The organism is Janthinobacterium aestuarii (assembly GCF_051380835.1).
In the GTDB taxonomy this organism is placed as follows: Bacteria; Pseudomonadota; Gammaproteobacteria; order Burkholderiales; family Burkholderiaceae_D; genus Janthinobacterium; species Janthinobacterium aestuarii.
Window position 1 is genome coordinate 274,029 of the sequence record NZ_JBNYXU010000006.1, and the last position, 26,618, is coordinate 300,646.

26 protein-coding genes and 2 tRNA genes are annotated in these 26,618 nt (G+C 63.3%); 19 read left to right on the forward strand and 9 right to left on the reverse strand.

Annotation, left to right across the window (positions count from 1 at the left end):
- The first annotated feature begins 59 nt into the window (after positions 1–59).
- The 11 genes from ACQ4WO_RS17815 (at position 60) to ACQ4WO_RS17865 (ending at position 13,400) form a co-directional block, all read left to right on the forward strand.
- Positions 60–3,044, forward strand: coding sequence for a sensor histidine kinase (locus tag ACQ4WO_RS17815; protein ID WP_436482585.1), 2,985 nt, complete (start codon positions 60–62; stop codon positions 3,042–3,044).
- Positions 3,041–5,206 carry a sensor histidine kinase gene (locus tag ACQ4WO_RS17820; RefSeq protein WP_436482586.1) on the forward strand — a complete coding sequence of 722 codons (2,166 nt, stop codon included), beginning with the start codon at positions 3,041–3,043 and terminating at the stop codon, positions 5,204–5,206. Before ACQ4WO_RS17815 ends, ACQ4WO_RS17820 begins: the two co-directional genes overlap by 4 nt.
- A 174-nt stretch (positions 5,207–5,380) precedes the next feature.
- The gene (locus ACQ4WO_RS17825) at positions 5,381–7,597 is read left to right on the forward strand and encodes an EAL domain-containing response regulator (protein ID WP_436482587.1); all 2,217 of its coding nucleotides are present in this window, start codon (positions 5,381–5,383) and stop codon (positions 7,595–7,597) included.
- 130 nt (positions 7,598–7,727) lie between these two features.
- Positions 7,728–8,594 (forward strand): urease accessory protein UreD, encoded by an 867-nt coding sequence (locus ACQ4WO_RS17830; protein ID WP_436482588.1) that lies wholly within the window; start codon positions 7,728–7,730, stop codon positions 8,592–8,594.
- A gap of 12 nt (positions 8,595–8,606) precedes the next feature.
- A complete protein-coding gene (locus ACQ4WO_RS17835) occupies positions 8,607–8,909 on the forward strand; it encodes an urease subunit gamma (RefSeq protein ID WP_131373094.1) in 303 nt (100 codons plus the stop codon).
- 22 nt (positions 8,910–8,931) lie between these two features.
- Positions 8,932–9,261, forward strand: a complete 330-nt coding sequence (locus ACQ4WO_RS17840) for an urease subunit beta (RefSeq protein ID WP_034751935.1) — start codon at positions 8,932–8,934, stop codon at positions 9,259–9,261.
- Between the two features lies 1 nt (position 9,262).
- On the forward strand, positions 9,263–10,963 hold the full coding sequence (gene ureC / locus ACQ4WO_RS17845; protein ID WP_436482589.1) for an urease subunit alpha: 1,701 nt from the start codon (positions 9,263–9,265) through the stop codon (positions 10,961–10,963).
- Positions 10,964–10,976: 13 nt separating this feature from the next.
- The gene (ureE, locus tag ACQ4WO_RS17850; protein ID WP_436482590.1) at positions 10,977–11,501 is read left to right on the forward strand and encodes an urease accessory protein UreE; all 525 of its coding nucleotides are present in this window, start codon (positions 10,977–10,979) and stop codon (positions 11,499–11,501) included.
- On the forward strand, positions 11,501–12,181 hold the full coding sequence (locus ACQ4WO_RS17855; protein ID WP_436482592.1) for an urease accessory protein UreF: 681 nt from the start codon (positions 11,501–11,503) through the stop codon (positions 12,179–12,181). Before ureE ends, ACQ4WO_RS17855 begins: the two co-directional genes overlap by 1 nt.
- Before the next feature lie 23 nt (positions 12,182–12,204).
- Positions 12,205–12,843: an urease accessory protein UreG gene (ureG, locus tag ACQ4WO_RS17860; protein WP_070304690.1), complete on the forward strand. Its 639-nt coding sequence runs from the start codon at positions 12,205–12,207 to the stop codon at positions 12,841–12,843.
- Positions 12,840–13,400 carry a HupE/UreJ family protein gene (locus tag ACQ4WO_RS17865; protein WP_436482593.1) on the forward strand — a complete coding sequence of 187 codons (561 nt, stop codon included), beginning with the start codon at positions 12,840–12,842 and terminating at the stop codon, positions 13,398–13,400. The genes ureG and ACQ4WO_RS17865 overlap by 4 nt, the downstream gene beginning before the upstream one ends.
- A 28-nt stretch (positions 13,401–13,428) precedes the next feature.
- Here the strand turns inward: ACQ4WO_RS17865 and ACQ4WO_RS17870 are convergent, their stop codons facing one another.
- Positions 13,429–14,445: a GlxA family transcriptional regulator gene (locus ACQ4WO_RS17870; protein ID WP_436482595.1), complete on the reverse strand. Its 1,017-nt coding sequence runs from the start codon at positions 14,443–14,445 to the stop codon at positions 13,429–13,431.
- A 105-nt stretch (positions 14,446–14,550) separates the two neighbouring features.
- Between ACQ4WO_RS17870 and ACQ4WO_RS17875 the strand changes: the two genes are divergently transcribed.
- Entirely contained in the window at positions 14,551–15,441 is an 891-nt protein-coding gene (locus ACQ4WO_RS17875) for an MBL fold metallo-hydrolase (RefSeq protein ID WP_436482597.1), read from the forward strand.
- Positions 15,442–15,472: 31 nt separating this feature from the next.
- On the opposite strand, the gene ACQ4WO_RS17880 is transcribed toward ACQ4WO_RS17875, so the two are convergent.
- On the reverse strand, positions 15,473–16,084 hold the full coding sequence (locus ACQ4WO_RS17880; RefSeq protein WP_034751930.1) for a 1-acyl-sn-glycerol-3-phosphate acyltransferase: 612 nt from the start codon (positions 16,082–16,084) through the stop codon (positions 15,473–15,475).
- Positions 16,085–16,334: 250 nt separating this feature from the next.
- On the opposite strand from ACQ4WO_RS17880, the gene ACQ4WO_RS17885 reads away from it, so the two are divergent.
- Positions 16,335–16,556, forward strand: coding sequence for a hypothetical protein (locus ACQ4WO_RS17885; RefSeq protein WP_034751929.1), 222 nt, complete (start codon positions 16,335–16,337; stop codon positions 16,554–16,556).
- 116 nt (positions 16,557–16,672) lie between these two features.
- Here ACQ4WO_RS17885 and ACQ4WO_RS17890 read toward each other — a convergent pair whose 3' ends face one another.
- The 5 genes from ACQ4WO_RS17890 to ACQ4WO_RS17910 all read right to left on the reverse strand — a co-directional run bounded on the left by ACQ4WO_RS17890 (position 16,673) and on the right by ACQ4WO_RS17910 (position 20,577).
- Positions 16,673–17,737, reverse strand: a complete 1,065-nt coding sequence (locus ACQ4WO_RS17890) for an alkene reductase (RefSeq protein ID WP_436482598.1) — start codon at positions 17,735–17,737, stop codon at positions 16,673–16,675.
- Positions 17,738–17,793: 56 nt separating this feature from the next.
- Positions 17,794–18,090: an ArsR/SmtB family transcription factor gene (locus ACQ4WO_RS17895; protein ID WP_436482599.1), complete on the reverse strand. Its 297-nt coding sequence runs from the start codon at positions 18,088–18,090 to the stop codon at positions 17,794–17,796.
- A 139-nt stretch (positions 18,091–18,229) separates the two neighbouring features.
- On the reverse strand, positions 18,230–19,402 hold the full coding sequence (locus tag ACQ4WO_RS17900) for a helix-turn-helix transcriptional regulator (protein WP_436482601.1): 1,173 nt from the start codon (positions 19,400–19,402) through the stop codon (positions 18,230–18,232).
- Between the two features lie 72 nt (positions 19,403–19,474).
- Positions 19,475–20,053 carry a hypothetical protein gene (locus ACQ4WO_RS17905; RefSeq protein ID WP_436482602.1) on the reverse strand — a complete coding sequence of 193 codons (579 nt, stop codon included), beginning with the start codon at positions 20,051–20,053 and terminating at the stop codon, positions 19,475–19,477.
- Positions 20,054–20,217: 164 nt separating this feature from the next.
- Complete coding sequence (locus ACQ4WO_RS17910) at positions 20,218–20,577, reverse strand: DUF1304 domain-containing protein (protein WP_436482603.1); 360 nt, start codon at positions 20,575–20,577, stop codon at positions 20,218–20,220.
- Positions 20,578–20,789: 212 nt separating this feature from the next.
- On the opposite strand from ACQ4WO_RS17910, the gene sugE reads away from it, so the two are divergent.
- Together sugE and ACQ4WO_RS17920 are read left to right on the forward strand one after the other, a co-directional pair.
- A complete protein-coding gene (gene sugE / locus ACQ4WO_RS17915; RefSeq protein WP_046684095.1) occupies positions 20,790–21,110 on the forward strand; it encodes a quaternary ammonium compound efflux SMR transporter SugE in 321 nt (106 codons plus the stop codon).
- A 23-nt stretch (positions 21,111–21,133) separates the two neighbouring features.
- Positions 21,134–21,463 (forward strand): SMR family transporter, encoded by a 330-nt coding sequence (locus ACQ4WO_RS17920; protein WP_436482705.1) that lies wholly within the window; start codon positions 21,134–21,136, stop codon positions 21,461–21,463.
- On the opposite strand, the gene ACQ4WO_RS17925 is transcribed toward ACQ4WO_RS17920, so the two are convergent.
- Positions 21,464–22,426 carry a M14 family metallopeptidase gene (locus ACQ4WO_RS17925; RefSeq protein WP_436482604.1) on the reverse strand — a complete coding sequence of 321 codons (963 nt, stop codon included), beginning with the start codon at positions 22,424–22,426 and terminating at the stop codon, positions 21,464–21,466.
- Between the two features lie 139 nt (positions 22,427–22,565).
- Here ACQ4WO_RS17925 and ACQ4WO_RS17930 point away from each other — a divergent pair, with 139 nt between their 5' ends.
- Complete coding sequence (locus ACQ4WO_RS17930) at positions 22,566–23,678, forward strand: acyltransferase family protein (RefSeq protein WP_436482605.1); 1,113 nt, start codon at positions 22,566–22,568, stop codon at positions 23,676–23,678.
- A 1-nt stretch (position 23,679) separates the two neighbouring features.
- On the opposite strand, the gene ACQ4WO_RS17935 is transcribed toward ACQ4WO_RS17930, so the two are convergent.
- Entirely contained in the window at positions 23,680–24,144 is a 465-nt protein-coding gene (locus ACQ4WO_RS17935; protein WP_436482606.1) for a hypothetical protein, read from the reverse strand.
- A gap of 136 nt (positions 24,145–24,280) precedes the next feature.
- On the opposite strand from ACQ4WO_RS17935, the gene ACQ4WO_RS17940 reads away from it, so the two are divergent.
- From ACQ4WO_RS17940 to thrS, 3 genes are all read left to right on the forward strand, one after another.
- Positions 24,281–24,357, forward strand: a tRNA-Val gene (locus tag ACQ4WO_RS17940).
- A gap of 63 nt (positions 24,358–24,420) precedes the next feature.
- Positions 24,421–24,497: transfer RNA gene (locus ACQ4WO_RS17945), tRNA-Val, on the forward strand.
- 213 nt (positions 24,498–24,710) lie between these two features.
- The gene (gene thrS / locus ACQ4WO_RS17950) at positions 24,711–26,618 is read left to right on the forward strand and encodes a threonine--tRNA ligase (protein ID WP_436482607.1); all 1,908 of its coding nucleotides are present in this window, start codon (positions 24,711–24,713) and stop codon (positions 26,616–26,618) included.

Consider the following 26,618-nt stretch of genomic DNA (forward strand, 5'->3'; position numbering starts at 1 on the left):
TGCCTGGCGGCGGGATGGGCAGGGCAGTGGTGCGCCGCTGTGGCCGCGCATTGCTGTTGATGCTATGCGTCGCCGCGGCCGAGCCGGTCCTGGCTGCAAGCGCCGCGCCGCCGCACCAGGGGCAGCGCGTGCTGGTCCTCAATGCCTACGATTACGGCCGCGCCGGCGTCGAATCGTACACGCGCACCTATGTGGCCGCCATGGCCGCAGCGGGCCTGGCCAGCGAAGACATCATGGTCGAGCACCTGAACCTCAATACCCAGGGCGACCCGGCGCTGCGCAATGAGATGCGTGATTTGTTGCTTTTAAGATACACCCAGATGATGGGGCGCAAGGCTGACCTGATCGTTGCCATGCAGCAGCCGGCGCTCGATTTTTTGCTGTCGGACCTGGCGCCGCTGGCGCGCGGCGTTCCCGTGCTGGCGATTAACACCTCGGGCAAGGCCTTGCCGGTAGGCAGCCCGCTGGCCATCTGGCAGCAAAAGGCGAACGTCGATTTTCCCGGCACTCTGGCGCAAGCGATGGCGCTGTTCCCGGAAACCAAAACCATCGTCATGGCCGTCGGTGCCGGCGAGGCCGACCAGGCCTTGAAGCGCAGCATGCAGCAGGCGGCGCAGGCGTGGCAGGGTATCGTTTTCATGGAGTATCTCGACGGCCTGACCCTGGCGCAGATGCGCGCGAAGGTGGCACGCCTGCCCGCCGATACGCTGCTGGTGACGGGCAATGTCAACCGCGACGTGGACGGCGCCATCGCCACGCCCGTGCAGTTTGCCGGGGAACTGGCGCGGCTGGCGAACGTGCCCGCTTTCGGCATGTACAACACGAACGTGGGCAAGGGCATCCTCGGCGGCTCCATCCTGCACATCGAAGGGGCCGCGCAGCAGGTGGCGCAGATGTCGCTGGCCGTGTTGGCCGGCAAGGCGCCAGCCGCACCGGGCGCCTTGCTGCCGCCGGTCCGTCCTGTGCCCATGTACGACTGGGAGCAGCTGCAGCGCTGGGATGCCGACATCAGCCGGCTGCCGCCGAACACCCTGTTCTTCAACCGTCCGCCGCAGCTGTGGCACGAGCACCGCGCGGCCGTGCTGTCGGCTGGCGCCGTGTTTCTCGCCATGGCGTGCATGCTGAGCGCCTTGCTGCTGCAGCGCCGTCGTTTGCGCCGCGCCGAAGGCGAGGCGCGTGAAAGCGAGCAGCGCTTCCGCATCCTCGTCGAGCATGCGCCCGAAGCCATCGTCGTGTATGACCTGGACCTGGACCGTTTTATCGACGCCAACAGCAGCGCGCAGCGCATGCTGGGCATGTCGCGCGATTCGCTGCTGGCGCGCGGGCCGTTCGACCTGTACACGGGCGAGCAGCCCGATGGTCTGCCGCTGGGACTGATGATGGAAGAGCATCTGCGCCGCGCCATGCTCGGTGAACCCATCCTGGTCGAGCGCAATGTGCGGCGCGCCGACGGCAGCATCTTTCCCTGCGAAGTGCGGCTGGTGCGCTTGCCGATGGAAGGGCGGCGCCTGGTGCGCAGCGGTATCGTCGACATTTCCGAGCGCAAGCAAAGCGAGCAGGAGCTGCTCGGCTACCGCGACCACCTGGAGGAACTGGTGCAGCAGCGCACGGCCGCCCTGTCGGTGGCCGTCACCGAGGCCGAATCGGCGAACCGCGCGAAAAGCGTCTTCCTCGCCAACATGAGCCACGAATTGCGCACGCCCTTGAATTCCGTGATCGGCTTTTCGCAGATGATGGCCGATTCGAGCAGCATGTTCGAGGAAGAAAAACACAACCTGGCCATCATCAACCGCGCCGGCCACCATTTGCTCACCTTGATCAACGATATCCTGGAATTGTCGAAAATCGAGGCGGGCCGCATGCAGCTGCAAGCGGGGCCCGTGGACTTGAATGGTTTGCTCGACGAAGTGCTCGAGATGGTGCGCATGCGGTCGAGCGACCAGGGCATCGCGCTGCGGCTCGAACGTGACGGCGTGCCGCCGCTGGTGCGCCTCGATGGCGCCAAGCTGCGCCAGGTGCTGCTCAATTTGCTGTCGAACGCGCTCAAGTTCATCGAGCAGGGCAGCGTGACCCTGTCGCTGGGCTGCCAGGCGGAGGAAGATGGGCAAGTGGCGCTGGCCTTTGCCGTGCGCGATACGGGCAGCGGCATCGCGGAAGAGGATCTGGAACGCATCTTTGAACCGTTCGTGCAGGCCGATAGCGCCGTGGCGCAGGCCGGCACGGGACTGGGGCTGACCATTTCGCGCGAATTCGTGCGCCTGATGGGCGGCGAGCTGCGCGTCGAATCGACCTTGGGCGCCGGTTCCCGCTTCAGTTTCGAGCTGCGCGCGCCGGTGCTGCAGCAGCCGGCCATCGCGGCGCTGGCGCCGGGCCGCGTGGCGCGCCTGCCGCCGGCACAGCGTGGGCGCACGGTGCTGCTGGTCGACGATGACGACAACTGCCGCAAGCTGCTGGCCGGCTTGCTGGCGCCGCTGGGCTTCCAGTTGCAGGAAGCGGCGGGCGGCGTGCAGGCGCAAACCATGCTGGCGGCGCAGCGCTACGACATCGTGCTCAGCGACTGGCGTATGCCGGACATGGATGGCCTGGCGCTGACGCGCTGGCTGCGCGCGCAGCCGGCGCTGGTGCAGCCGCGCCTGGTGATCATGACCGCCTCCGCCTTCGAAGAAGAAAAACAGGAGGCGCTGGCGGCCGGCGCCGACGGCTTCCTGCGCAAACCGATCGAGCAGGAACACCTGTTCGCCATGCTGGAGCAGCAGCTGGGCCTGCGCTTCCAGCGCACCGGCGCCGCGCCGCCGCGCGTGCCGGTCGCGCCATTTGACCTGCAGCAGTCGCTGGGGCAGTTGGGCGCGGATGAGCGCCAGGCGCTGCTCGCATCCGTGCAAGCCCTCGATTTGCGGCGCAGCGCCATCGTGCTGGCCGGCGTGGCGACCAGCCTGCCGCAGCTGGCCGCGCACATCGCCGCCATGCTGGAACAGCATCAATACCAGCCGCTGTGCGCCTTGCTGGCGCAGCTGGCCAGCGAGCCGCAGGGCGAAGACGCATGACGCTTCACCCATCCAAGGGCGCGCGCCTGGGCGGCGTGTCCATCGTGCTGGCCGTCAGCGTGGCGCTGACCTTTGTCGTCACCGCGCTGCTGCTGGTGTTTGCCGTGCTGTTTTACCAGTCCGAACGCGAGCAGCGCTGGCAGCAGCTGCACCGCAGCCTGTCCGTCAGCGCGGACCAGCTGGCCGTGGCCATCGAACTGCCCTTGTGGAATCTCGATGAAAAGCAGATGCAGGCCATCATGCGCAGCATGCTGGGCAAGCGCGACCTGATGGCCAGTTCCCTGACGCCGGGCATCGGCAAGGAAACGCTGGTCCTGCGCCGCACTGCGGACGGCGCCATCGGCAGCTTTTCCTCGCTGTCCGCGGAGCCCGACTGGCTGGTGCAGCGGCGTCCCGTGACGATGGGCGGACAAGTCATCGGCAGCGTGGCCGTGTATGCGACGCCGGCCCTGCTGCACGCGCAGCTGCGGCAACGCGCGCTGGGCATCGGCGCCATGATCGTGGTGCTCGACGTGATCCTCGTGGCCAGCATCTGGCTGCTCATGTGGTGTCTGATGCTCAAGCCCCTGAAGGCGATCGGCCAGTATGCGACCGGCATCCAGGCAGGGCAGGGCGAAGCGTCCGGCACGCCGCCGAAAGCGTGGTTCCTGGGCGAGCTGCGCACGCTGTACCGTTCCATCCGCGACATGGTGGCGCTGCTCGACAGCCGCTACCGCGCCTTGCAGCGCAGCGAGGAACGCGTGCAGATGGCCACCGGCGCGGCCAGCATCGGCATCTGGGACTGGAACGTCCGCAGCGGCGCCTTGCAGTGGGACGAGCAGATGTACGCGCAGTTCAAGGCCGATGCGGACAGCGGCACGGCGCCGGCGGCGATCTGGCGCGCGGCGCTGATGCCCGGCGACGTGCCGGCCGCCAAGGAGGCCCTGCGCGCCGCGCTGGGCGCCGGCCAGGCGTTCACGCACGAATACCGCATCCTGTGGCCCGATGGCGCCATCCGCTACATCAAGGCCGATGCCGTGATCTTCCGCGACGGGCAGGGCCAGCCCGTGCGCCTGGTGGGGTCGAACTACGACATCACGGCGCACCGCGAGGCCGAACTGGAACTGCTGCGCCACCGCCATCACCTGGAAGAACTGGTGGCCGAGCGCACGAGCGCCCTGTCGGTGGCCGTCAGCCAGGCGCAGGCGGCGAACCGCGCCAAGAGCACCTTCCTGGCGAACATGAGCCATGAACTGCGCACGCCCTTGAATTCCGTGATCGGCTTTTCGCGCCTGATGGCCGCCTCGCCCAACATGCAGGACGATGAAAAGCGCAACTTGGCCATCATCCACCGCTCCGGCAATCATTTGCTTACCCTGATCAATGAAATCCTCGAACTGTCGAAGGGCGAGGCGGGGCGCCTGCAGGCGCAGACGGCCGTGGTGGCGCTGGCGCCCCTGCTGCAGGAAGTGATGGACATGCTGGGCATGCGCGCCGAGCAGCAGGGGCTGGCCTTGCGCCTCGATTGCGCGGGCCTGCCGGCGGCCGTGCTGCTCGACGCGACGCGCTTGCGCCAGGTGCTGCTGAACCTGATGTCGAACGCCGTCAAGTTTGCCGGCGGCGGCGAAGTCACCCTGCGCGTGCGCGGCGAGCGGCGCGGTGGCGATCAATGGATGCTGTCGTTCGCCGTCAGCGACACGGGCATCGGCATCGCCCCGGAAGACCAGCAGCGCATTTTCGAGCCCTTCGTGCAGGCCGACAGCGCGGGACCGAAGGATGGCACGGGCCTGGGCCTGGCCATCTCGCGCGAATTCGTGCAGCTGATGGAAGGTGAACTGACGGTGGAATCGACGCCGGGGCAGGGCGCCGTCTTCCGCTTCAGCATCCCCGCGCAGGCGGCCGAGGCGCCGTTGCAGGTGCCCGCGCCGCAGCCCGTGTCGCCGGCGCCCGAGGTGCGGCCGGCACTGCGGGCGCAAGATTTGCTGCTGCTGACCGGGGAAGAACGCGCCGCCTTGCTGGTGGCGCTGCGCGAACTGAACCTGGCCAGGGTGGCGCAGCTGCTGGCGGCCCTGCCCGCGGTGGCGGTGCCGTTGCTGGCGCCGCTGCAGGCCATGCTCGACCAGCATCAGTACCGCCAGCTGTGCGACTTGCTGGAGAATGAAGGCGTGCTGGCGCACGCTTGAAAGTGTGGGCTGACAACATCGGATTCGCTGAAAAGAACGACTAAGTACCGCCGATGGATGGTGCTAAATTGCAATAAAGATTATGATGATAGTACGTAGTTCATCGCAAAGAAATGTCTTGTCCAGCGTGGCAACCGACCGCCGCGCCTCATCCAAAGCTGAGAGAACTGCTACATGCACCGCGATTTTTCGGAAGTGAACTCGAAGGGCGAAGTACTGATCGTTGAAGATACGCCGGCTTCGCTGAAGCTGTTGAGCGATTTGCTGGGCGGCGCCGGCTATGCCGTGCGCCAGGCGCCGAACGGTGAACTGGCCCTGTGGACGGCCCAGGCGCGCCCGCCCGAGCTGATCCTGCTCGACGTGCGCATGCCCGGCCTCGACGGCTTTGAAGTGTGCCGCCGCCTGAAGGAGATACCGTCCCTGCGCCAGGTGCCGGTGATCTTCCTGTCGGCCCAGTACGATACGGACGACAAGGTGCGCGGCTTTGCGCTGGGCGCCGTCGATTTCATCGCCAAACCCTTCCAGGCCGAGGAAATCCTGGCCCGCACGGACGCCCACGTGCGCCTGGCGCGGGCGCAGCTGCAGCTGGCGCAGGAGCGCGCCAACCTGGAACGGAGGGTGGCCGAACGCACGGCCGAACTGGAACAAGTGGCCAGCACCCTGGCACGCGAAGTGCAGATCCGCCGCGCGAATGAAGAATTGCTGCGCCTGTCGGGCCAGGTCTTCGAAGCGACCCAGGACGCCATCCTGATCACCGATGCGGCCGGCGTCATCGTCACCGCCAATCCCGCCTTTACGCGCATCACCGGCTACGCGGCGCAGGAAGTGGTGGGCACGGACATCATGCGCCTGCACGCCGAATACACGGGCGAAGCGGTGCTGCTGGCCCTGCGCCAGGGCTTGCGCAGCAGCGGCTGCTGGTCGGGCGAGGTGCAGACGCGGCGCAAGAGCGGCGACACCTATCCCTGCCTGCTCAGCGTCTCCACCGTGCACGGGCCCGACGGCGCCGTCGTCAACTATATCGGCGTCTTCCTCGACATCAGCGAGCGCAAGGCCGAGCAGCATCTGATCGATTTCCTTTCCTACCACGATGCGCTGACCGGTTTGCCGAACCGCGTGCTGCTGCGCGAGCGCTTCGAACAGGCGCGCGCGAACGCCGTGCGCGACAGCCAGCAAGTGGTGCTGATGTGCCTCGACCTGGACCGTTTCAAGAATATCAACGATTCGCACGGCCAGGCCGTCGGCGACAAGGCGCTGCAAGTGGTGGCGCGTTTCCTCTCCGGCTGCGTGCGAGAAGGCGACACGGTGGTGCGCCAGGGCGGCGACGAATTCCAGATCCTGCTGCAGGACGATGCCCTGCTGGGGCGTACCCTGGGGCTGGTGCAAACCATCCTGGCCGGCTTGCGCGAGGAACTCAGCGTCGATGGCGAGCGCCTGGCGCTGACGACGAGCATCGGCATCGCCATGTGCCCGGCCGACGGCGACAGCCTCGACGATGTGCTGCGCCACGCCGACACGGCCCTCGTGCGCGCCAAGGAAATGGGGCGCGACCATTACGCCTTCTTCACGGAGCGCATGGGCAGCGATATCCGCGCCCGCCTGGCGATGCAGCAGCAGCTGCGCGGCGCCATCTGCCGCGATGAATTCGAAGTGCACTACCAGCCGCAGATGTGCTTGCGCACGGGCGCCTTGCTGGGCGCGGAAGCCCTGCTGCGCTGGGATAACCCGGTGCTGGGCAAGGTGCCGCCCGGCCTCTTTATCGCGCTGGCCGAGGAATACGGCTCGATCACGGCCATCGGCGAATGGGTGCTCGAAAGCGTGTGCGCGCAAATCCGCGCCTGGCACGACGCGGGCCTGGGCAGCATCAAGGTGGCCGTCAACCTGTCCGGCAAGCAGTTCGCGCAGGACCGCACGGTGCCTTTCGTCGAGGCGGTGCTGCGCAAATACGGCATCGCGCCCGCCTGCCTCGGTATCGAGATCACGGAAAGCACGGTGATGGGCGATCCGGACAAGGCCGTGGCGGCCCTCACGCGCCTGAAGGATATCGGCGTGGGTATTTCGCTCGACGATTTCGGCACCGGCTATTCCAGCCTCGGCTACCTGAAACGCTTTCCCATCGACGTGCTGAAGATCGACAAATCCTTCGTCGACGACGTTACCACCAGCAGCAGCGACGCAGCCATCGCCCGTTCCGTCATCTCGCTGGCGCACAACCTCGACATGCGCGTCATCGCCGAAGGCGTGGAAACGCGCGAACAGGTCGACTTCCTGACGGAACACGGCTGCGATGAAATGCAGGGCTATTTTTTCAGCCGCCCCCTGGCCGCGGAAGCCTTCACGGCCTTGCTGTGCGAACGGCGCACCCTGGCCGTGACAGTGGCCGTGGCCTAAGCGCCGCGGTGCAGCAGATGCACCATGCCGGTGCGCCCGCCGCAGCGCGGTGCACGATTCTCACTTTTCCTTCCCCTGACGCTGGCACATATCCTGCTTAGGTAATCGCTTATTTACGCGATTGCCCCGCATGCCAGACAGCACCCGACCAGTCACGCCTTTCCAAGCCAGCGCGCACAGCGCCTGGCAGGCGCAGCTGCGCCTGGGCTTTGCCTTGCACGATGGCGTCAGCCGCCTCGTCGAGCGTACGCACAGCGGCCCCCTGCGCGTGCAAAAGCCCCTGTACCCGGAAGGCGGCGCCGTCTGTCACGCCATCATCATCCATCCGCCCGGCGGCGTCGTGGGCGGCGACCAGCTGGCCGTCGACGCCACGGTGGGCGAGGGCGCGCACGCCTTGCTCACGTCGCCGGGCGCGGCCAAATGGTACCGCGCCAACGGCCATGTCTCGGGCCAGCACATCGTGCTGCGCGCCGGTAGCGGCGCGGCCATCGAGTGGCTGCCGCAGGAAAGCATTTTTTTCGACCAGGCGTGCGTGCGCCTGCGCCACGAAGTGGAACTGGCGCAGGACGCCAGCTACATCGGCTGCGACATCGTCTGCCTGGGCCGCAGCGCCTCGGGCGAAGTTTTCAATACGGGCAGCATCAGCCAGCAGGTGCAGATCCGCCGTGGCGGCAAGCTGCTGTGGTGGGAGCAGGGCGTGCTGGCTGGCGGCGGCGCGCTGATGGCCAGTCCACTGGGCTTGGCGGGCCACACGGTGTGCGCCACCCTGATCGCCGCCGGCATGCCCGTTTCTCCCGACGTGCTGGCGGCCGTGCGCGGCATCGGCGTGCCGGCCGGCGCCGCGTTTGGCGCCACGCACATGAAATCGCTGGTGGTGGTGCGCCTGCTGTGCGGAGACAGCGAGGCGGCGCGCCGCATCATGCTGGCCACCTGGCGGCTGCTGCGCCCCTCCATGCTGGGACGCGACGCCGTCGTGCCCCGCATCTGGAACACTTGAAGAAGGAAGAACATGGATCTGACTCCCCGCGAAAAAGACAAGCTGCTCATTTTTACGGCCGCGCTGCTGGCCGAACGGCGCCTGGCGCGCGGCTTGAAATTGAATTATCCGGAAGCGGTGGCCCTGATCAGCGCCGCCATCATGGAAGGCGCGCGCGATGGCAAGTCGGTGGCGCAGCTGATGTCGGACGGTACGAAGATACTCTCTCGCGGCGACGTCATGGACGGCATCGCCGAGATGATTCCCGACATCCAGGTGGAAGCGACCTTCCCCGATGGCAGCAAGCTGGTGACCGTCCACCACCCGATACCGTAGTTTTTTTGAGAAGGAGCCCATCATGACCCCAGGCGAATACCAATTGGAAGAAGGTGAAATCAGCTTGAATGCCGGGCGCGCCACGGCTACCGTGGTGGTGGCCAACCGGGGCGACCGGCCGATACAGGTCGGCTCGCACTTCCACTTTTTTGAAGTCAATCCGGCGCTGGCCTTCGAACGCTGGCGCGCCTACGGCATGCGCCTGAACATCACGGCTGGCACGGCCGTACGCTTCGAGCCGGGCCAGCAGCGCACGGTGGAACTGGTGGCGTTGGCGGGCGAGCGCAAGGTCTACGGCTTCAATGGCGAAGTGATGGGCGAACTGCAAGACACTCCACCGGGAAAGGATTGAGATGGCCAGCATTCCCCGCAGCGCATATGCCGAGATGTTCGGCCCCACCAAGGGTGACCGCATCCGCCTGGCCGACACGGAATTGTTCATCGAGATCGAGCATGACTATGCGACCTACGGCGAAGAGGTGAAATTCGGCGGCGGCAAGGTGATCCGCGACGGCATGGGCCAGTCGCAGCGCTGCGCGGCCGAGGTGATGGATACCGTCATCACGAATGCCGTCATCCTCGACCACTGGGGCATCGTCAAAGCCGATATCGGCTTGAAAAACGGGCTGATTTTCGGCATCGGCAAGGCGGGCAACCCGGACATCCAGCCCGGCGTGACCCTGGCCATCGGCGGCGCCACCGAGATCATCGCCGGCGAAGGCATGATCGTCACGGCCGGCGGCGTCGACACGCATATCCACTTCATCTGCCCGCAGCAGATCGAGGAAGCGTTGATGAGCGGCGTGACCACCATGCTGGGCGGCGGCACGGGACCGGCCGTGGGTACGGCCGCCACCACCTGCACGCCGGGACCGTGGCATTTGCACGCGATGCTGGCGGCCGCCGACGCCTTCCCCATGAACCTGGGCTTCATGGGCAAAGGCAATGTCAGCCTGCCGCTGCCGCTGGAAGAACAGGTGCGCGCGGGCGCCATCGGCCTGAAACTGCACGAAGACTGGGGCAGCACGCCGGCCGCCATCGACAACTGCCTGTCCGTCGCGGACCGCATGGATATCCAGGTGGCGCTGCACAGCGATACCCTCAACGAGGGCGGTTTTCTCGAGCACACGCTGGCCGCCTTCAAGGACCGCACCATCCACACGTTCCACACGGAAGGGGCGGGCGGCGGCCATGCGCCCGACATCATCGCCGCCGTGGGGCAATCCAACGTGCTGCCCTCGTCGACGAATCCCACTCGCCCGTTTACCGTCAACACGCTCGACGAGCACCTGGACATGCTGATGGTGTGCCACCACCTGGACCCGGCCATTGCCGAGGACGTGGCGTTTGCCGAGTCGCGCATCCGCCGCGAAACCATCGCCGCGGAAGACATCCTGCACGACATCGGCGCCATCTCGATGATGTCGTCCGACTCGCAAGCGATGGGGAGAGTGGGCGAAGTGATCATGCGCACCTGGCAGACGGCGCACAAGATGAAGGTGCAGCGGGGTGCGCTGGCGCCCGACACGGTGCGCAGCGACAATTTCCGCGCCAAGCGCTACATCGCCAAATACACGATCAACCCGGCCATCACGCACGGGATTGCGCACGTGGTGGGCTCCATCGAGGCGGGCAAGATCGCCGATATCGTTTTGTGGAAGCCTGCGTTTTTCGGCGTCAAGCCGTCGATGATTCTGAAGGGCGGCATGATCGCGGCCGCGCAGATGGGCGACCCGAACGCATCGATCCCCACGCCGCAGCCCGTGCACTACCGCATGATGTTCGGCGCCTTTGGCGGGGGCCTGAAAAAGTCGTTTACCTTTGTCTCGCAGGCGGCCTACGACCTCGATATCGGGCATCAGCTGAAACTGAATAAATCCGTCATCGCCGTGAAGAACATGCGCGGCTTGCGCAAGCACGACATGATCCACAACAGCGCCACGCCGCACATGGAAGTGGACCCGGAAACCTACGCCGTGCGCGCCGACGGCCAGTTGCTCGTGTGCGAAGCGGCCGCCGTGCTGCCGATGGCGCAGCGCTATTTTCTATTTTAAGCGGGAGACAAGCATGCTGACTTTGCATACCAAGTTGGGACCAGAAGACCAGCGCACACCGTTTGCGCAATTGGTTCTGCCCTACGACCAGCGCGAAAAATGCCGCCTGCGCGCCGTGCTGTCGAATGGCGACGACGTGGCCGTGTTCACCGTGCGCGGCACGGTGCTGCGCGACGGCGAACGCATGACGGGGCCGGAAGGGCAGGTGGTGCAGATCGTTGCCGCGCGCGAGCCGACCTACCTGGTGCGCTGCGCCGATGCGCACACCCTGCTGCGCTGCGCTTTCCACCTGGGCAACCGCCACACGCAGGCGCAGGTGGGCGACGGATTTTTGCGCATCCGCAAGGACGTCGTATTGAAGGAGATGCTCGAAGGCTTGCAGGCGATGGTGACGGAAGAAAGCGCACCGTTCGAGCCAGAGGCGGGTGCGTACGGCGGCGGCCATGGCCACCACGACGGCCACGGCCAGCACTTGCTGGCGCCCGTGCCGCTGCGGCAGAAAATCCACCGTCCCGGCGATGTGCCAGGCGCTGCGTGATGCAGGCATCGGCCCTGCTGCATTTGCTGCAGTTCGCCAGCCCGGCCTTGCCGATCGGCGCCTACAGCTATTCGCAGGGGCTGGAAGCGGCGCTGGAGTCAAGCCTGGTGCACGACGCGGCCACGGCGCGCGAATGGATCGCCGAGCATCTGGCGCAGGTGGTGGCGCGCTGGGAAGCGCCCCTGTGCTGGCGGCTAATGCAGGCGTTTGAAGAACAGGATTTGCGCGCCGTGCAGCGCTGGAGCGAGCGTTTCATCGCGTCGCGCGACACCGCGGAATTTCGCGCCGAAACCATCCAGATGGGCTATTCCTTGACCAAGCTGCTGGCCGAACTGGGCGTGGCCGACGGCGTCCTGATCGACATGCTGCAGGGCCAGCCGGAAGTGGCCTTGCCTACCGCGTATGCCTGCGCCGTGGCGGCACTGGCGATTCCCCGCGAAGAGGCGCTGCTGGCCATGCTGTTCGCTTGGGCGGAAAACCAGGTGCTCGTCTGCGTGAAATCCGTGCCGCTGGGACAGGTGGCGGGCCAGCGGCTATTGCTGTCGCTGCGGCCCGACCTGGAAGCGGCGGCGTTGACGGCGCAAACCTTGCCAGACGACGAAATGGGCAACTGGGCACCGGGCTTGTCGCTGCTGTCGATGCGCCACGAAGTGCAATACAGCCGCCTGTACCGTTCCTGAACACTACAACGAGAGACCATACTATGACATCGATCACCTCCAATCCGCTGCGCGTGGGCATCGGCGGGCCCGTCGGCTCGGGCAAGACGGCCCTGTGCGAAATGCTGTGCAAGGGCATGCGCGAGCGCTACGACATGGCCGTCATCACGAATGACATCTACACCAAGGAAGACATGGAAATCCTGCTGCGCGCGGACGCCTTGCCGGCCGAGCGCCTGATGGGCGTGGAAACGGGCGGCTGCCCGCACACGGCGATCCGCGAGGATGCCTCCATCAACCTGGAAGCCATCGCGCGCATGCAGGCCGATTTTCCCGAGCTTGACTTGATCCTCGTCGAGTCGGGCGGGGATAACTTGGCCGCCACCTTCAGCCCGGAATTGTCGGACCTGACGATTTACGTGATCGACGTGGCGGGCGGCGAAAAAATCCCGCGCAAGGGCGGGCCCGGTATCACGCGCTCCGATTTGCTGATCATCAACAAGACGGACCTGGCGCCGTATGTGGGCGCCAATCTGGACATCATGGCGCAGGATGCCAAGCGCATGCGCGGCGCGCGCCCGTTTGTGTTCACCAACCTGCGCAGCGGCGACGGCGTGCAGGTGGTCATCGATTTTATCCGCGAGCAAGGTTTGCTCGATCAACCAGGCAAGGAGCTGCAATGAGCGCAAGACTGATGAAGAAAACGGCCGCCGTGGCTGCACTGTGCCTGCTGGCCTTGCCTGCGATGGCCCACCCCGGCCACGGCGAGAGCGTGGGCTTCCTGGCCGGTTTCGCCCATCCGTTCACGGGCATCGACCATTTGCTAGCCATGCTGGGCGTGGGCATTTGGGGCGGCCAGCAGCGCCGCGGCCTGGCCCAGCCCGCCACGTTTCTCGGCATGATGTTGCTTGGCGCGCTGGCCGGCATGGCGGGCTTGACGATTCCCGGGCTGGAAACGGGCATCGCCGCCACGGTGGCGCTGGTGGGCCTGGCCATCGCGCTGGCGCTGGCCTTGCCGAACTGGCTGGGCATGGGATTGGTGGGCCTGTTCGCGCTGGCGCATGGCAATGCCCACGGCCAGGAATTGCCGGCCGCCTCGGCCGCCTGCGGCTTCATGCTGGCCTCGGCTGTCTTGCTGTGGGCCGGACGTTTCACCGGCCAGGTGCTGGCCGAGCGCATGCTGCGGGTGGCCGGCGTGGCCTTGACGGCCGCCGGCGTGGTGCTGATGGGGATGAATTAAGAACGAAAGCAAACGGCTCCAATGCCGGTCACTTGGACAGAGCGGGAGGTGACGCCTGGTCTGCTTGCATGAGCAGCTCATCTCCGAATGTCTTGCGCCAGTCTCTCGGGCTCACCTGGAAACGCTTCTTGAAATGCTGGCGGAACGATGTTGCCGTCTTGAACCCGGCAACATCGGCGATTCTTTCGATGGACAGCGATGTCGTTTCCAGCAGTTCGCGCGTGCGTTGCAATCGTTCAATGACGAGCCAATCCACGAACGTCATGCCAGTTGCTTTGCTGAAATGGCGTGTAAAGGTTCGCCGGCTCATGGCCGTACGCGCCGCCAAATCCTCGACGCTGTGGGATTTGTCGAGGTTGTCGCGTAAATAATCCAGCAGCAGATTTACCTGCGCATCCTGGGTCGATACGGCGACCGGTTGTTCAATGAACTGAGCTTGCCCACCTTCGCGGTGCGGCGGTATCACCATCGTTCGCGCCACCTTGTTGGCCGTTCTGGAGTCGTAATATTTGCGGACAAGATACAGACAACAGTCGAGCCCTGCGCCTGTCCCTGCCGACGTAATCAAATTATCCTCGTCAACATAGAGCGCATTCATATCCAGCTTGACCCGTGGGAAACGGGTACAGAAATCCTGCTCCGCCATCCAGTGCGTCGAAGCCCGCTTGCCGTCGAGTAACCCTGCATAGGCGAGCGCATAGGCGCCATAGCACAGGCCGACGACATGGGCGCCCCTCGCATGGGCCCGTGAAAGCGCCAATAGCAAGTCCGCTTCGGGACGGGCGTCCAGGTCATGCCAGCCCGGCACGATCAGGATGTCGGCCGTTTCCGTCAGCTCGAGGCCGCCATCGGGATGCATGGTTAACGCACGCTCGGCAGTCAGGGGGCGAGCGCCGGACGACACGATCATCAGGTCGAACAGGCGCCCTTCGGCCAGTTCCGAGTTGAATACCAGGTAGGGTACGGAAAAGTGGAAGGGACTGAAGTTGGGATAGGCGATCAGTGCCACGACAGGGCGTTTTTTCATCATGGAAGCAGGATACATGCTTCTGGCCCAAAAGTTTCGATAATTGGCATGCGGGTCAATTTTAAGTACATGCCGATGCGCCCACAATGCTGCTACCGAGTCATTAATCAATGGAGCAAAAACATGCAACGAATGAAAGCCCTCATCATCGCTTTGTCACTGGCCGCTGGCACAGCTGTTTCAGTTGCGCAGGCCGGCGCGAACGCGCCAGCTACCGTGACGAGTTCGGCAGTGCAAGTGCAACAAATCCGTAACGCCACGGCCAAGATCCACTATGCCGGCAAGACGTTCTTGGTCGATCCCTTCCTGGCAAAGAAGGGGACGTATCCAGGATTTCCAGGCACCTTCAATAGCCAGCTCAGGAACCCGCTTGTCGACCTGACGCTGCCTGTGCAAGACATCATGAAAGGCGTTGATGCCGTGATTGTCAGCCATACGCACCTCGACCATTGGGATGGCGGCGATCAGCAGTTCATCCCCAAAGCCATTCCCCTGTTCGTGCAGAATGAAACGGACGCCAAACTGATACGCGGGCAAGGCTATACCGATGTCCGCATCCTTGGCGAGAAGACGGTCTTTGACGGCGTGCAGCTGAGCAAGACGGGCGGCCAGCATGGTACGAAGGAAATGTACGCGAACAAACCGCTGGGCCAGGCACTGGGCGAAGCCATGGGCTTTGTCTTTCAAGCGCCTGGTGTCAAGACGGTGTATGTAGTCGGCGATACCGTCTGGCATGGCGCGGTCGATCGGACTTTGGCAAAGTTCAAGCCTGACGTGATTATCCTGAATGCCGGGGATGCGCGCATGGTTGGCCTTACCGGTTCCATCATCATGGGCAAGGACGATGTGCTGCATGTCTATCAGGCGATGCCAAACGCGATCATTATCGCCACCCACATGGATGCGATTAACCATATGACGTTGAGCCGTAAAGAACTGCGGGAACATGTCAAACAACATGGTATTGAAGACCGCGTGCGCATTCCGGAAGATGGCGAGGTGCTGGAGTTCTAAGGGCTGCCATCACCCTGCTTGTGTCCGGGAACTAGGCGCCGGGGCGGCGTTCCGACAGCACGATGGGCGCCGCCTTTTCAGGGTGCAAGCCCTGGTGTCCCGCATACACGGCGGCAATCGCCGCCATGTCGGCGTCCTTGTCGCCCGTCAGATATAAATGGTCGACGACGCCCAGCACCTTGTTCGGGTAGTCGATGTAGACCAGCAGCAAGGGCACCTTGGCCGCCACGGCCAGGTGATAAAAGCCGCTTTTCCAGTTCGGGCGGTAGCTGCGCGTCGCTTCCGGCGTGATGGCCAGCCAGTACCAGTCGGCGGCCAGCATGCGTTCGGCCTGGCGCTGTATCGTGCCGCTGGTGGTGCTGCGGTCGACCGGTTCGCCGCCCAGGTAGCGCAGCACCTTGCCCATGGGGCCGCGGAACAGCGAATCCTTGGCCAGCCAGCGGAACGGCAGCGACAGCGCCCATTTGCCGAACAGGCCGACGATGAAATCCCAGTTGGACGTGTGCGGGTAGACGACGGCGATGCCGCGCGGCCCCGGCAAGGGGCGAAAGCGCATGCGCCAGCCGAACAGGTGCAGCACGCGCAGCGCGCAGCGCTGGTGCCAGGTCGGCAAGTCGCCCGCTTGTACAAATAAATCGTCCATTGATACCCTTCAGTGACACTATTCTTAATGGGATGGCGCTGATGGCCATTTTCCTTGAGGCAAAATTTCTGCGCAGGCATTCTATACGGGGCTGGCGGTGGCGACAAGCAGCCGAGGCCGCTATTCATGCGGTGTCGGGGCGATTGCCGCTGCTATTTTAACGATGCTTTGCCACGGTGCCGGGCACTAAATGCGCACAATGTGGTCAAAACTTGATGCAAGGTTGATCCACCCGATAGGGAGCCGTGGCATGAAAAACAATATCGATGATGGACATGGGCAGCAAGTCCGAACGGACAAAGTGATGGCCGAGCTTGTCGAGCGGGGCGTGGCGTTTCATCACGCGCTGGGGCGAACGGTGGCGACGGCCTACTTGCGCGAGCACGCGGTGCCGGCCGAGGTGATACGCCGTGTCTTCAGCAGCGTGCAGGCGCGCCGTCCGGCCCGGCCGGCACGGCGCCGATGGCGCTGAAGCGCAGACAAAACGGCGGGCGCCGCGATCGTCACGCAGTCCTTTGCGTTCGTATCGTTGCGCCCGCCGCCAGGGGAGCCGCTAGTTGTTGCTCAGGGTGCCGTTCAGGGCGCCGTTTAGCCGTGCGCCGCCAGCGCCGGGTAGTCCGTGTAGCCGGCCGCGTCCGGCGCGTACAGGGTGGCCGGGTTCAGCGGGTTCAACGGCGCGTCGCTGTGCAGGCGGATGGGCAGGTCGGGGTTGGCGATGAACCACAGGCCAAAGGCGACGGCATCGGCTTCGCCCTTGGCCAGCAGGGCTTCAGCCGCCGCCTTGTCCATTTTTTCGTTGGCAATGTACACGCCTCCGAATTCCTGCTTCAGGTACGGGCCCAGGCGGTCGTCGCCAAGCGCTTCGCGCGCGCAGATGAAGGCGATGCCGCGCTTGCCCAGTTCGCGTGCCACATAGCCGAAGGTGGCGCGCGGGTCGGAATCGCCCATGTCGTGCGCATCGCGGCGCGGCGCCAGATGCATGCCGACCTTGTCCGCGCCCCATACTTCGATACACGCGTCCGTCACTTCCAGCATCAATCGGGCGCGGTTTTCTATCGAACCGCCATAGTTGTCGGTGCGCAAGTTGGTGCTGTCTTGCAGGAACTGGTCGAGCAAATAGCCATTGGCGCCGTGGATTTCCACGCCGTCGAAGCCCGCTTTTTTCGCATTTTCCGCGCCCAGGCGGTAGGCCTCGACGATGCCGGGAATCTCTTCCGTGTCCAGCGCGCGTGGCGTGACGAACTCCTGTTGCGGGCGCACCAGGCTCACGTGGCCGGCCGGCTTGACGGCGCTGGGCGCCACGGGCAGGTCGCCGTCGAGGAAAAGCGGTGCGGAAATGCGGCCCACGTGCCACAGTTGCAGCACGATCAGGCCGCCCGCGTCATGCACGGCCTTGGTGATGTGTTTCCAGCCTTCCACCTGTTCCTCGGACCAGATGCCCGGGGTGTCGGCATAGCCCACGCCCTGCGGCGTGACGGCCGTCGCTTCCGAGATGATCATGCCGGCCGAAGCGCGCTGCGTGTAGTACTCGGCCATCAGGGCGTTGGGCACGCGGCCCGGATTGCCGGCGCGCGAACGCGTCAGCGGCGCCATGATGATGCGGTTTTTCAGTTGCAGGCTGCCAATGGTGATGGGATCGAATAAAGTTGCCATGATGGTTGTCTTTCCTGTCGAGAGTGCCGCGTGCGGCGATGTGGATGGGGTTGCTGTTACAAACCTTGCTGCATGTGATCGAGAAAGGTCTGAATGGTCGCTTCATTGCGGCTGAAGAAACTCCATTGGCCCACCTTGGTGGCCGAAATCAGGCCCGCCTTCTGCAAGCTGGCCAAGTGCGCCGACACTGTCGATTGCGACAGGTTCAGGCGCCGGTCGATCAGGCCGGCGCACACGCCCAGATGCAGCGGGTGATCCTGCTCCTGGAAATACTGTTCCGGCTCCTTCAGCCATTGCAGGATCTGCCGTCGCACGGGATTGGCCAGCGCCTTGTGGATGGCGTCGATATCCATATTGTTTCTCCTGAACATACAATTCGCTTTTCAGCGATGTATATATCGTGATTGTTCAATTCTAATATCGCTGTTTTGCGATATGGTTATCTTACGATATAAATGAAAAGCGTGCTGGCGGCACGCATTTTTGAAGGGTTCAGGCGGGAAGGGGATTGCGCTGCAGCACGGCCGGACCTGTTAACACAATGCGCACCAGATCCACCTGGCGCTGGGCGCCGGCCTTGGCGGTGGCGCTCTTGATCTGCGTACGCGCCGTGTGGATGGAAATGCGCTGACGTTCGGCGTATTCCTGCAGAGAATAGCCGTTGACGAGCGCTTCCGTCAGGCGTGCCTCGGCCACCGTCATGCCATAGAAATTGCGCAAGGTGGCGGCCAGGGAGGTGATCAGGTCACTGCTGTCGCTGAGGAAAACGGCGATGGCGCTGGCCGAGCCGAACGGGCTGTGCCAGGAGGACAGGGGCGTGACGCGCAGGCGCAGCTGTTCGCCCGTCAGTCCGTTCAGATTGAGCACGCCGCCGGGGCCGCCTGCCGCCGTTGTGCCCGTTTGCGCCGCCTTATGCAGCAAGCGCCGCAGCGCGCCGTTGTCCGCTTCGCGCGGGCAATACAGGGGCGCGCCTTCGCGCAGCCGCAGCAGCCGCGTCGAAGCCGTCATGGCCAGCGCCCGCTCGTTGGCGTACAGCAATTGCGACGTGGCGTCGAGCAGCAGCACGCCAAACGGCAGCAATTCCAGTACCTGGGTGGAACTCTGGGACAGCACTTCCAGCCGGCGCAGCTTGCGCTGCAGGGCAAACGCCGTTTGCAGATGGGGCATCAGGTTGCGCACCAGCGCCAGCTCGCCCGCGTCGTAGGCGCCCGCCCGTTCGCGGCGCACCACGGTGACGTTGGTGGAGCGTTCGGCGCGCAATTCGACGATGGCCGCCGCCGTATAAAAGATGTCTTGCGGGCGCAGCCAGTCCGTCCAGTATTCAGTTTTCTTCAGGCAATGGTCGGGAAACAGCATGGAACCGGTGACGACGGCGCCTTCGCGGTGCAGGGAGGCGTCTTCCAGCCAGACGTTGCGCGCACCGTAATAGCTGGCAAAGCTGGCCATGGCGTCCGATGCGAAGCCATACGTGGCGGCCAGGCCGCTGCCCGGCAGCTGGACATCGACCGAGCGGTTGCTGAAATCATTGGCCCAGATCAGGCCCGCGTGCGACTGCAACTGTTGCGCCAGGGCGGCCAGGAATTGCGACCAGGCACCATGTTGCGTGGCCGCTTCGTAGATCAGGGTAATCAGTGCCTGGCTGGCGACGGCGAGCGATGGCGTCATTGGCGATCCTCATGGCGGCAAGCGGTGGGCAAGACGGACAAGGGCGGCCTTTGCTGCGGCCGCCCGGCTTTCTTAACGCGATTCCAGCCAGCTTTTGCCGCCGGACGTGCACGTGCTGAGGCTGGCGTACTGGCTCACATAGTTATAGCCGCTGCCACAGCCGCCTTCGCCCGATTTGACGGGGCCGTAGCAAGCGCCTTCATAGCTGAGCTTACCATTGACGGTGGTGCTTTTGACACAGAAATTGTAGTTGCTTGCCGTCGTGTTGTTGGGCAAGGTGGTGCCATTGTTTTGCCCGCAGCCGAGTTCCTTGCTCACGCTGCGCGCGTAGTCGACCATTTTCTGGTACGTGCCGCTGTAGTAGGCGTCGGCCTTGGTTTTTTCTCCCAGCTTGCAGGCGGCGATCACGCTGTCGTAGCCGGAATCGGCCTGCGCATAGTTGCCCGATACCTGGATGCCGCAGGTGCTGGCCTGCTTGCGTTCCGCGTCGCTGATCAGATTGCTGTACTGGCAGTTTGCCGAGGTGCCGCTGGTGCCGCCGGCGCTGGTGGAACCGCTGCCCGAGCTGGTGTCGTCGCTGCCGCCGCCGCAGGCGGACAGCATGAGGCAGCCGAGTAAAGTGACGGCAAAGGTGGTTGGATGTGCTTGCATGGTTTCCCCTGTGGACTGTGACGTGCCACCATGTATCTGGTGGTATCTTTTTTATTGCTACAAGGAATTGTATCGGGCATGTTTTTTGGAAACATCACCCATATGGGGTATGCGCAGGCAGCACGGAGCGGGGGAGGGCGGCCGGCTGGCCGCCCCGGCAGCCATCAGGCGAAGTGGAACAGCAGCAAGGCGATGACGGCAGGCACCGTTTGCAGGTAGAGGATGCGCGTCATGACGGTGGCCGCGCCCCACACGCCGGCCACGGCGATGCACGCCAGGCCGAACACGGTGAACGCATAAGCGATGGCCGCGTCCGGATGAAAAAAGCCCAACGCCAGCGCGGCGACGAGAAAGCCGTTGTAGCAGCCCTGGTTCGACATGGCGGGACGCGCGACCTCCGCCTTTTCCTTGGACAGGCCAAACACCTTGCGTCCGCGCGCATCGAACAGCACGGTTTCCAGCAGCACGATGTACACGTGCAGCAGCAGGATGAGGGCGGTAAGGATTTGGGCCAGTAGCAGCATCGTCGTTCCCGAAAGTGAGTGGATGCGGCAATTATGCTGCCAAGTGCATGTTTTTTGGCAACTTTCGATTAGAGCAGCCGCACTAGCGATAGTGTGCTTGGGGCAAGATTTTTCACCCAATGGTATACTTTTCCCTTTGCTCCTGTGGGGACGACCCCGCTCGATGTGGGGGCTGTATGGCGGGGACGACCCTGCCGCCTCGGGAGAAAAGCATGGCGTGGATCATTCTGGTATTGGCGGGTTTGCTGGAAATCGGCTGGGCCATCGGCCTCAAATACAGCGCCGGCTTTACGCGCCTCGTACCCTCCGTGCTGACGGCTGTTTCCATGGTGGGCAGCGTGGTGATGCTGGGCCTGGCCTTGCGCACCTTGCCGCTGGGCACGGCCTACGCCATCTGGACGGGCATCGGCACCGTCGGCACGGCCATCTTCGGCATCATGGTGCTGGGCGAACCGGCCAGCGCCGCGCGCATCGCTTGCATCGCCCTGATCGTGTCCGGCATCCTGGGCTTGAAACTGCTCAGCCCACAATAAAGGAGGCCAGCATGAGTCTTGCCATGACCTATTTCTACCTGGCCATCGCCATCATCGCCGAAGTGATCGCCACCAGCGCCTTGAAGGCGTCCGAGGGCTTCAGCCGCTTGTGGCCCAGTGTCATCACCGTGGTCGGCTACAGCATCGCCTTCTGGTGTTTGTCCCTGACCTTGAAGGTCATTCCTACCGGCATCGTGTATGCGATCTGGTCGGGCGTGGGCATCGTGCTCATTTCCGCCGTCGGCTGGTTCTGGTTCAAGCAGAGCCTCGATACGCCGGCAATGATCGGCCTGGGGCTGATCATTGCCGGCGTGCTCGTCATCAACCTGTTCTCCAAGTCTGTCGGCCACTAATCAAAAGCTGGCTGCAACCCGCGCCAGGTAATACCATTCGGCATTGGCTTGCGCGTTGACGTCCGGGAACAGGATATAGGCGTCGAATTCGGCCGTTACTGGCGTGCCGTCCGCGCGCACGCCGATCTGCTCGCCCTGTTGCACCTTGTCAAAGCTGGACCAAGTCTTGATGAAGCGGTCGCCCGCATCGAGCTTGTCGTGTACGACGACCATGTTCAGCGCTTCCATGTCGGCATCGGCGATGGCTTCCGGCTGCGGCGCGTCGATGAAGCCGAGGAAGGCGAGGGTGTTCATGATGGCGCGGTAGGCAACGTCCGGCGCGGCCGGGTCCGCATGCTGGCCGCATTCCAGGGTCAGCGCATAGCCGCCTGTCGAGCGCATGTATTCCGTCGTGCCCACGCCGTAGCGCAAGACCATGCCCACCTGGTCGCTGCTGCCCAGGCGGCGCTGTACGCCGGCGCCATACGTTTGCAGCCAGCCATCGACGAAGCGGCGCACGCCCAGGCGGCGCGCCAGCGCGCGCTCCTTGTCTTCATGCTTGAACGGTTGCAGCGGGCCATCGTTGTTGCGCGGACCCACCATGACGAAGGGCTGGCTGTCGGCATTGAACGAGTGCAAGTCCAGCAGCACGTCATGCTGGCCCAGCAGCGGGCACAGCCAGTTGGCGATGCGGTCTTCGAAATCTTGCGGATTGTCGTTGGGGAAAAGATTACGGTTCAGGTTGCGGTCGCCGCTGCGCACGCCCTTGGCGTAGGCAAGCGGGTTGGTGATGGGCACGAACGTGACGCTGCCGGCCACGATGGAGAGGGCGCCGCTGTCGAGTTCAGCCATCACGCGGTGGATGCCCTTGGTGCCGCAGGTTTCATTGCCGTGTACGGCGCCGGTGACGATCAGGCGCGGGCCGCTGCCCTGGCCCGTGTAGTTGATGGACTTGAAGTGGAGTGCGCTGCTCATGCTGGACATATCCTATTGTGTATCAGGGAAGGGAAAGCGGGGTCGGCATATTTTAGCGGGATTCGCCACAGGCTCCCGTAAAAATGTGCACATGGCTGGGCCCGGCATGGCATGATCGGCGCCACCGTTGTTTTCCCTTGCCGATTCCATGTCCAGCACCTCCCATCCTTCCCGCCTGTACGGCCTCGATACCTTGCGTGCGCTGGCCATCGTGCTCGTCTTCATGAACCATTATTTGCTGTTCGTCAGCGAGGGCGGGGCGTTCGGTTTCTGGGGCGAAATCGGCTGGGTGGGCGTGGACCTGTTCTTTGCCCTCAGCGGCTACCTGATCGGCAACCAGATCTTTGCGGCCTTGCGCAGCGAGCACGGCTTTTCCTTGCCGCGTTTCTATGCGCGGCGCTTCCTGCGCACCTTGCCCAGTTTTTACGCCGTGCTGGCCCTGTATTACTTGTGGCCCGCGTTTCGCGGCGATAGCGCCTTATTGCCGCTGTGGAAATTCCTGACCTTTACGCAAAACATCAATCTGACGCCGGGTACGGCGTTTTCCCATGCGTGGTCGCTCTGCGTGGAAGAGCAGTTCTACGTGCTGCTGCCGGCCGTGGCGCTGCTGATCGCCGCTTGCCGCAAGTCCTTGCTGTGGGCGTGGCTGGCCGTGGCCGCCAGCTTTATTGTCGGCATGCTGGTGCGCGCCTATTTGTGGGATGAGTATGTGCAAGTGCCGCGCGGCGGCCTTGGCTATTACAAGTATATTTATTACGCGTCGTGGTGCCGCTTCGACGAGCTGGTGGCGGGCGTGGCGCTGGCGCTGCTGAAGAATTACCATCCGGCCGCCTGGGCGCGCCTGACATCCCATGGCAACCGCAGCTTGCTGGCCGGAATCGCGGGTACGGCGCTGATGTTTTATGTGTTTCTCAACGATCACTATGGCTACTGGGTGACGGTGCTCGGCTATCCGGCCCTGGCCGCCAGTTTTACCCTGCTGCTGATCGCGGCGCTCAGTCCCGCCAGCGCACTCTATCGATTGCGCGTGCCGGGCGCGGCCAGCCTGGCCCTGTGGTCGTATGCGATTTACTTGCTGCACAAGCAGCTGTGCATTTTATTGCGGCCCTATTTGCAAGACGTTGGCCATGGCGCCGATAGCCTCACAGCGATACTGGTCAGTATTGCTGTCAGCATCGCCACGGGCTGGCTTTTATATGCATTGGTGGAAACGCCGTTCATGCGCTTGCGGGCGCGCTATGTGCCCGCCAATCACGCCTGATTTACATATCGATGACGTCGAGCCCACGCGGCGTGCCGACCAGCAATTCCAGAATCGCATGCACGCGCAGGTTCGTGTCTTCGTGTTCCGTGTTGACGATCAGGTTGCGCAGGCCGGGCACGGCTTCCGTGATGTGGTCGCTGGCGTAGGCGTTGATCAATAACAAGACCAGGTCCGTGGCGCCCGCGCCGGGCTGGCGCCGCAGCCGGTCGTGGATCACGTTCAGCAGCGCACGCTGCATGCGCGGCGTGGGATTGGTGATGTAGGCGAAGACGCTCGGCGTGTTGGCGATGGCCGCGCAGATGCGCCGCTCGATTTCGTCGGGCTTCACGTCGGAGGCGATATCGAAATACGCGGCGTCCCAGCGCGTGCGCGCATACGGATGATGGGGCGGGAAGGAGTCGGCCGTTTCAAAACCGCAAATGCGGCTCAGAGTTTTCAGCCAAGTTAGTATGGTGGAATTCATGCCCCGATTCTAGCGGCATTCAAGGCGCCGCGGGCCCCCTCCATATAAAGGAGGCTGACGCCCGGAGAATGATTAAAGTTTCCTGTAAAACAGCCCTTGTCATTCTGGGAAAGCCTCTCTATAATGCTGGTCTTCGGGGCGGTTAGTTCAGCTGGTTAGAATACTTGGTCGACATCCAAGGGGTCGGGGATTCGAATTCCTCACCGCCCACCAGAATTTGGCAGTAGATGGTTTTAAAGACGATTGCTGATGCAGTGATCGGTAAAAAAGTTTTACGGGCGGTTAGTTCAGCTGGTTAGAATACTTGGTCGACATCCAAGGGGTCGGGGATTCGAATTCCTCACCGCCCACCAGAATGCAGTTAAAGAGAAAGGGTAAACCGGTTATGACACCGCGAACTACTACCAAGCTTTGGGAGTGACGCTAGTCGAACGGGTTTCCTTTGTCTCAAGAAAGTGAAAAACGCGGCTAGTCCGCGTTTTTTTGCGTCCGCGTTTTCCTTTCAGTTTTTCAGTCCACACCACATTGCAGTTTTACCTGGCGCCAGCGCCGATATGGAGATCAATATGCTTACAATCCGACTTCCCGATGGTTCCGCCCGTCAATTCGACGGCCCGGTCACCGTGGCCCAGGTTGCGGCCAATATTGGTACCGGCCTGGCCAAGGCTGCCCTGGCCGGCAAGGTCGATGGCAAGCTGGTCGATACTTCCTATCTGATCGAGCAAGATGCGGAACTGGCGATTGTGACGGACAAGGATGTCGATGGCCTGGAAGTGATCCGCCACTCGACGGCCCACTTGCTGGCGTATGCCGTCAAGGAATTGTTCCCCGACGCGCAAGTGACCATCGGTCCCGTGATTGACAACGGCTTTTACTATGACTTCGCCTACAAGCGTCCGTTCACGCCCGAAGATCTGATCGCGATCGAAAAGAAAATGGCCGAGCTGGCCAAGAAGGATGAGCAAGTCACGCGCAAGGTTGTCGCGCGCGACGAAGCCATCGAGTACTTCAAGGGTATCGGCGAAGCGTACAAGGCTGAACTGATCGGTTCGATTCCGGCCGACCAGGAAGTGTCGCTGTATTCCGAAGGCAAGTTCACGGACTTGTGCCGCGGCCCTCACGTGCCATCGACGGGCAAGCTGAAAGTGTTCAAGCTGATGAAGCTGGCCGGCGCCTACTGGCGCGGCGACTCGAAAAACGAGATGCTGCAGCGTATCTATGGCACGGCCTGGGCCAAGAAGGAAGACCAGGAGCTGTATTTGCACAATCTGGAAGAGGCGGAAAAGCGCGATCACCGCAAATTGGGCAAGCAGCTCGATTTCTTCCATTTCCAGGAAGAAGCGCCGGGCCTGATCTTCTGGCATCCGAAAGGCTGGTCGATCTGGCAGCAAGTCGAGCAATACATGCGCAATGTGTACCAGGTCAATGGCTATCAGGAAGTCAAGGCGCCGCAAATTCTGGACCGTGGCTTGTGGGAAAAAACCGGTCACTGGGACAATTACCGTGAAAACATGTTTATCACGGAATCGGAAAACCGCGCCTATGCGCTGAAGCCGATGAATTGCCCTGGCCATATCCAGATTTTCAACAATGGCATGCGCAGCTACCGCGACCTGCCATTGCGTTACGGCGAATTCGGCCAATGCCACCGCAACGAGCCATCGGGCGCCTTGCACGGCATGATGCGCGTGCGCGGCTTTACGCAGGATGATGGTCACATCTTCTGCCTGGAAGAGCAGATCGCCGGCGAAGTGACGGCGTTCCACCAGCAGGCGATGGATGTGTACACGGCTTTCGGCTTCACGAATATCGATGTGAAACTGGCTTTGCGTCCCGATAACCGCATCGGCACGGAAGAGTCGTGGGATTTCGCCGAGGAATCCCTGCGTTCGGCCCTGCGCGCCTGCGGCGTGGAATGGACGGAATTGCCGGGCGAGGGCGCGTTCTACGGTCCGAAGATCGAGTATCACCTGAAGGATAGCCTGGGCCGCGCATGGCAGGTGGGCACCGTGCAGATCGACCCGTCGATGCCGGGCCGCCTGGGTGCCGAATACGTGGCCGTGGACAACACGCGCCAGGTGCCGATCATGCTGCACCGCGCGATCGTCGGTTCGCTGGAACGTTTCATCGGCATCCTGATCGAACACTATGCGGGCGCCATGCCGCTGTGGTTGTCGCCGGTGCAAGTGTCGGTGTTGAATATTTCCGACGCTCAAGCCGACTATGTACAGGAAGTTACAACAAAACTGCGCAAAGCGGGGCTGCGCGTACAGGCTGATTTGCGTAACGAGAAGATTACCTATAAAATACGTGAACATTCCGTACAAAAATTGCCTTACATCTTAGTGATTGGCGACAAAGAGCGGGATGCGAATACAGTGGCCGTGCGGGCGCGGGGCAATGTCGATCTGGGCGTGATGTCCGTCGATGCCCTGATAGAGCGACTCAAACATGAAGTCGACACCAAGGCCTGA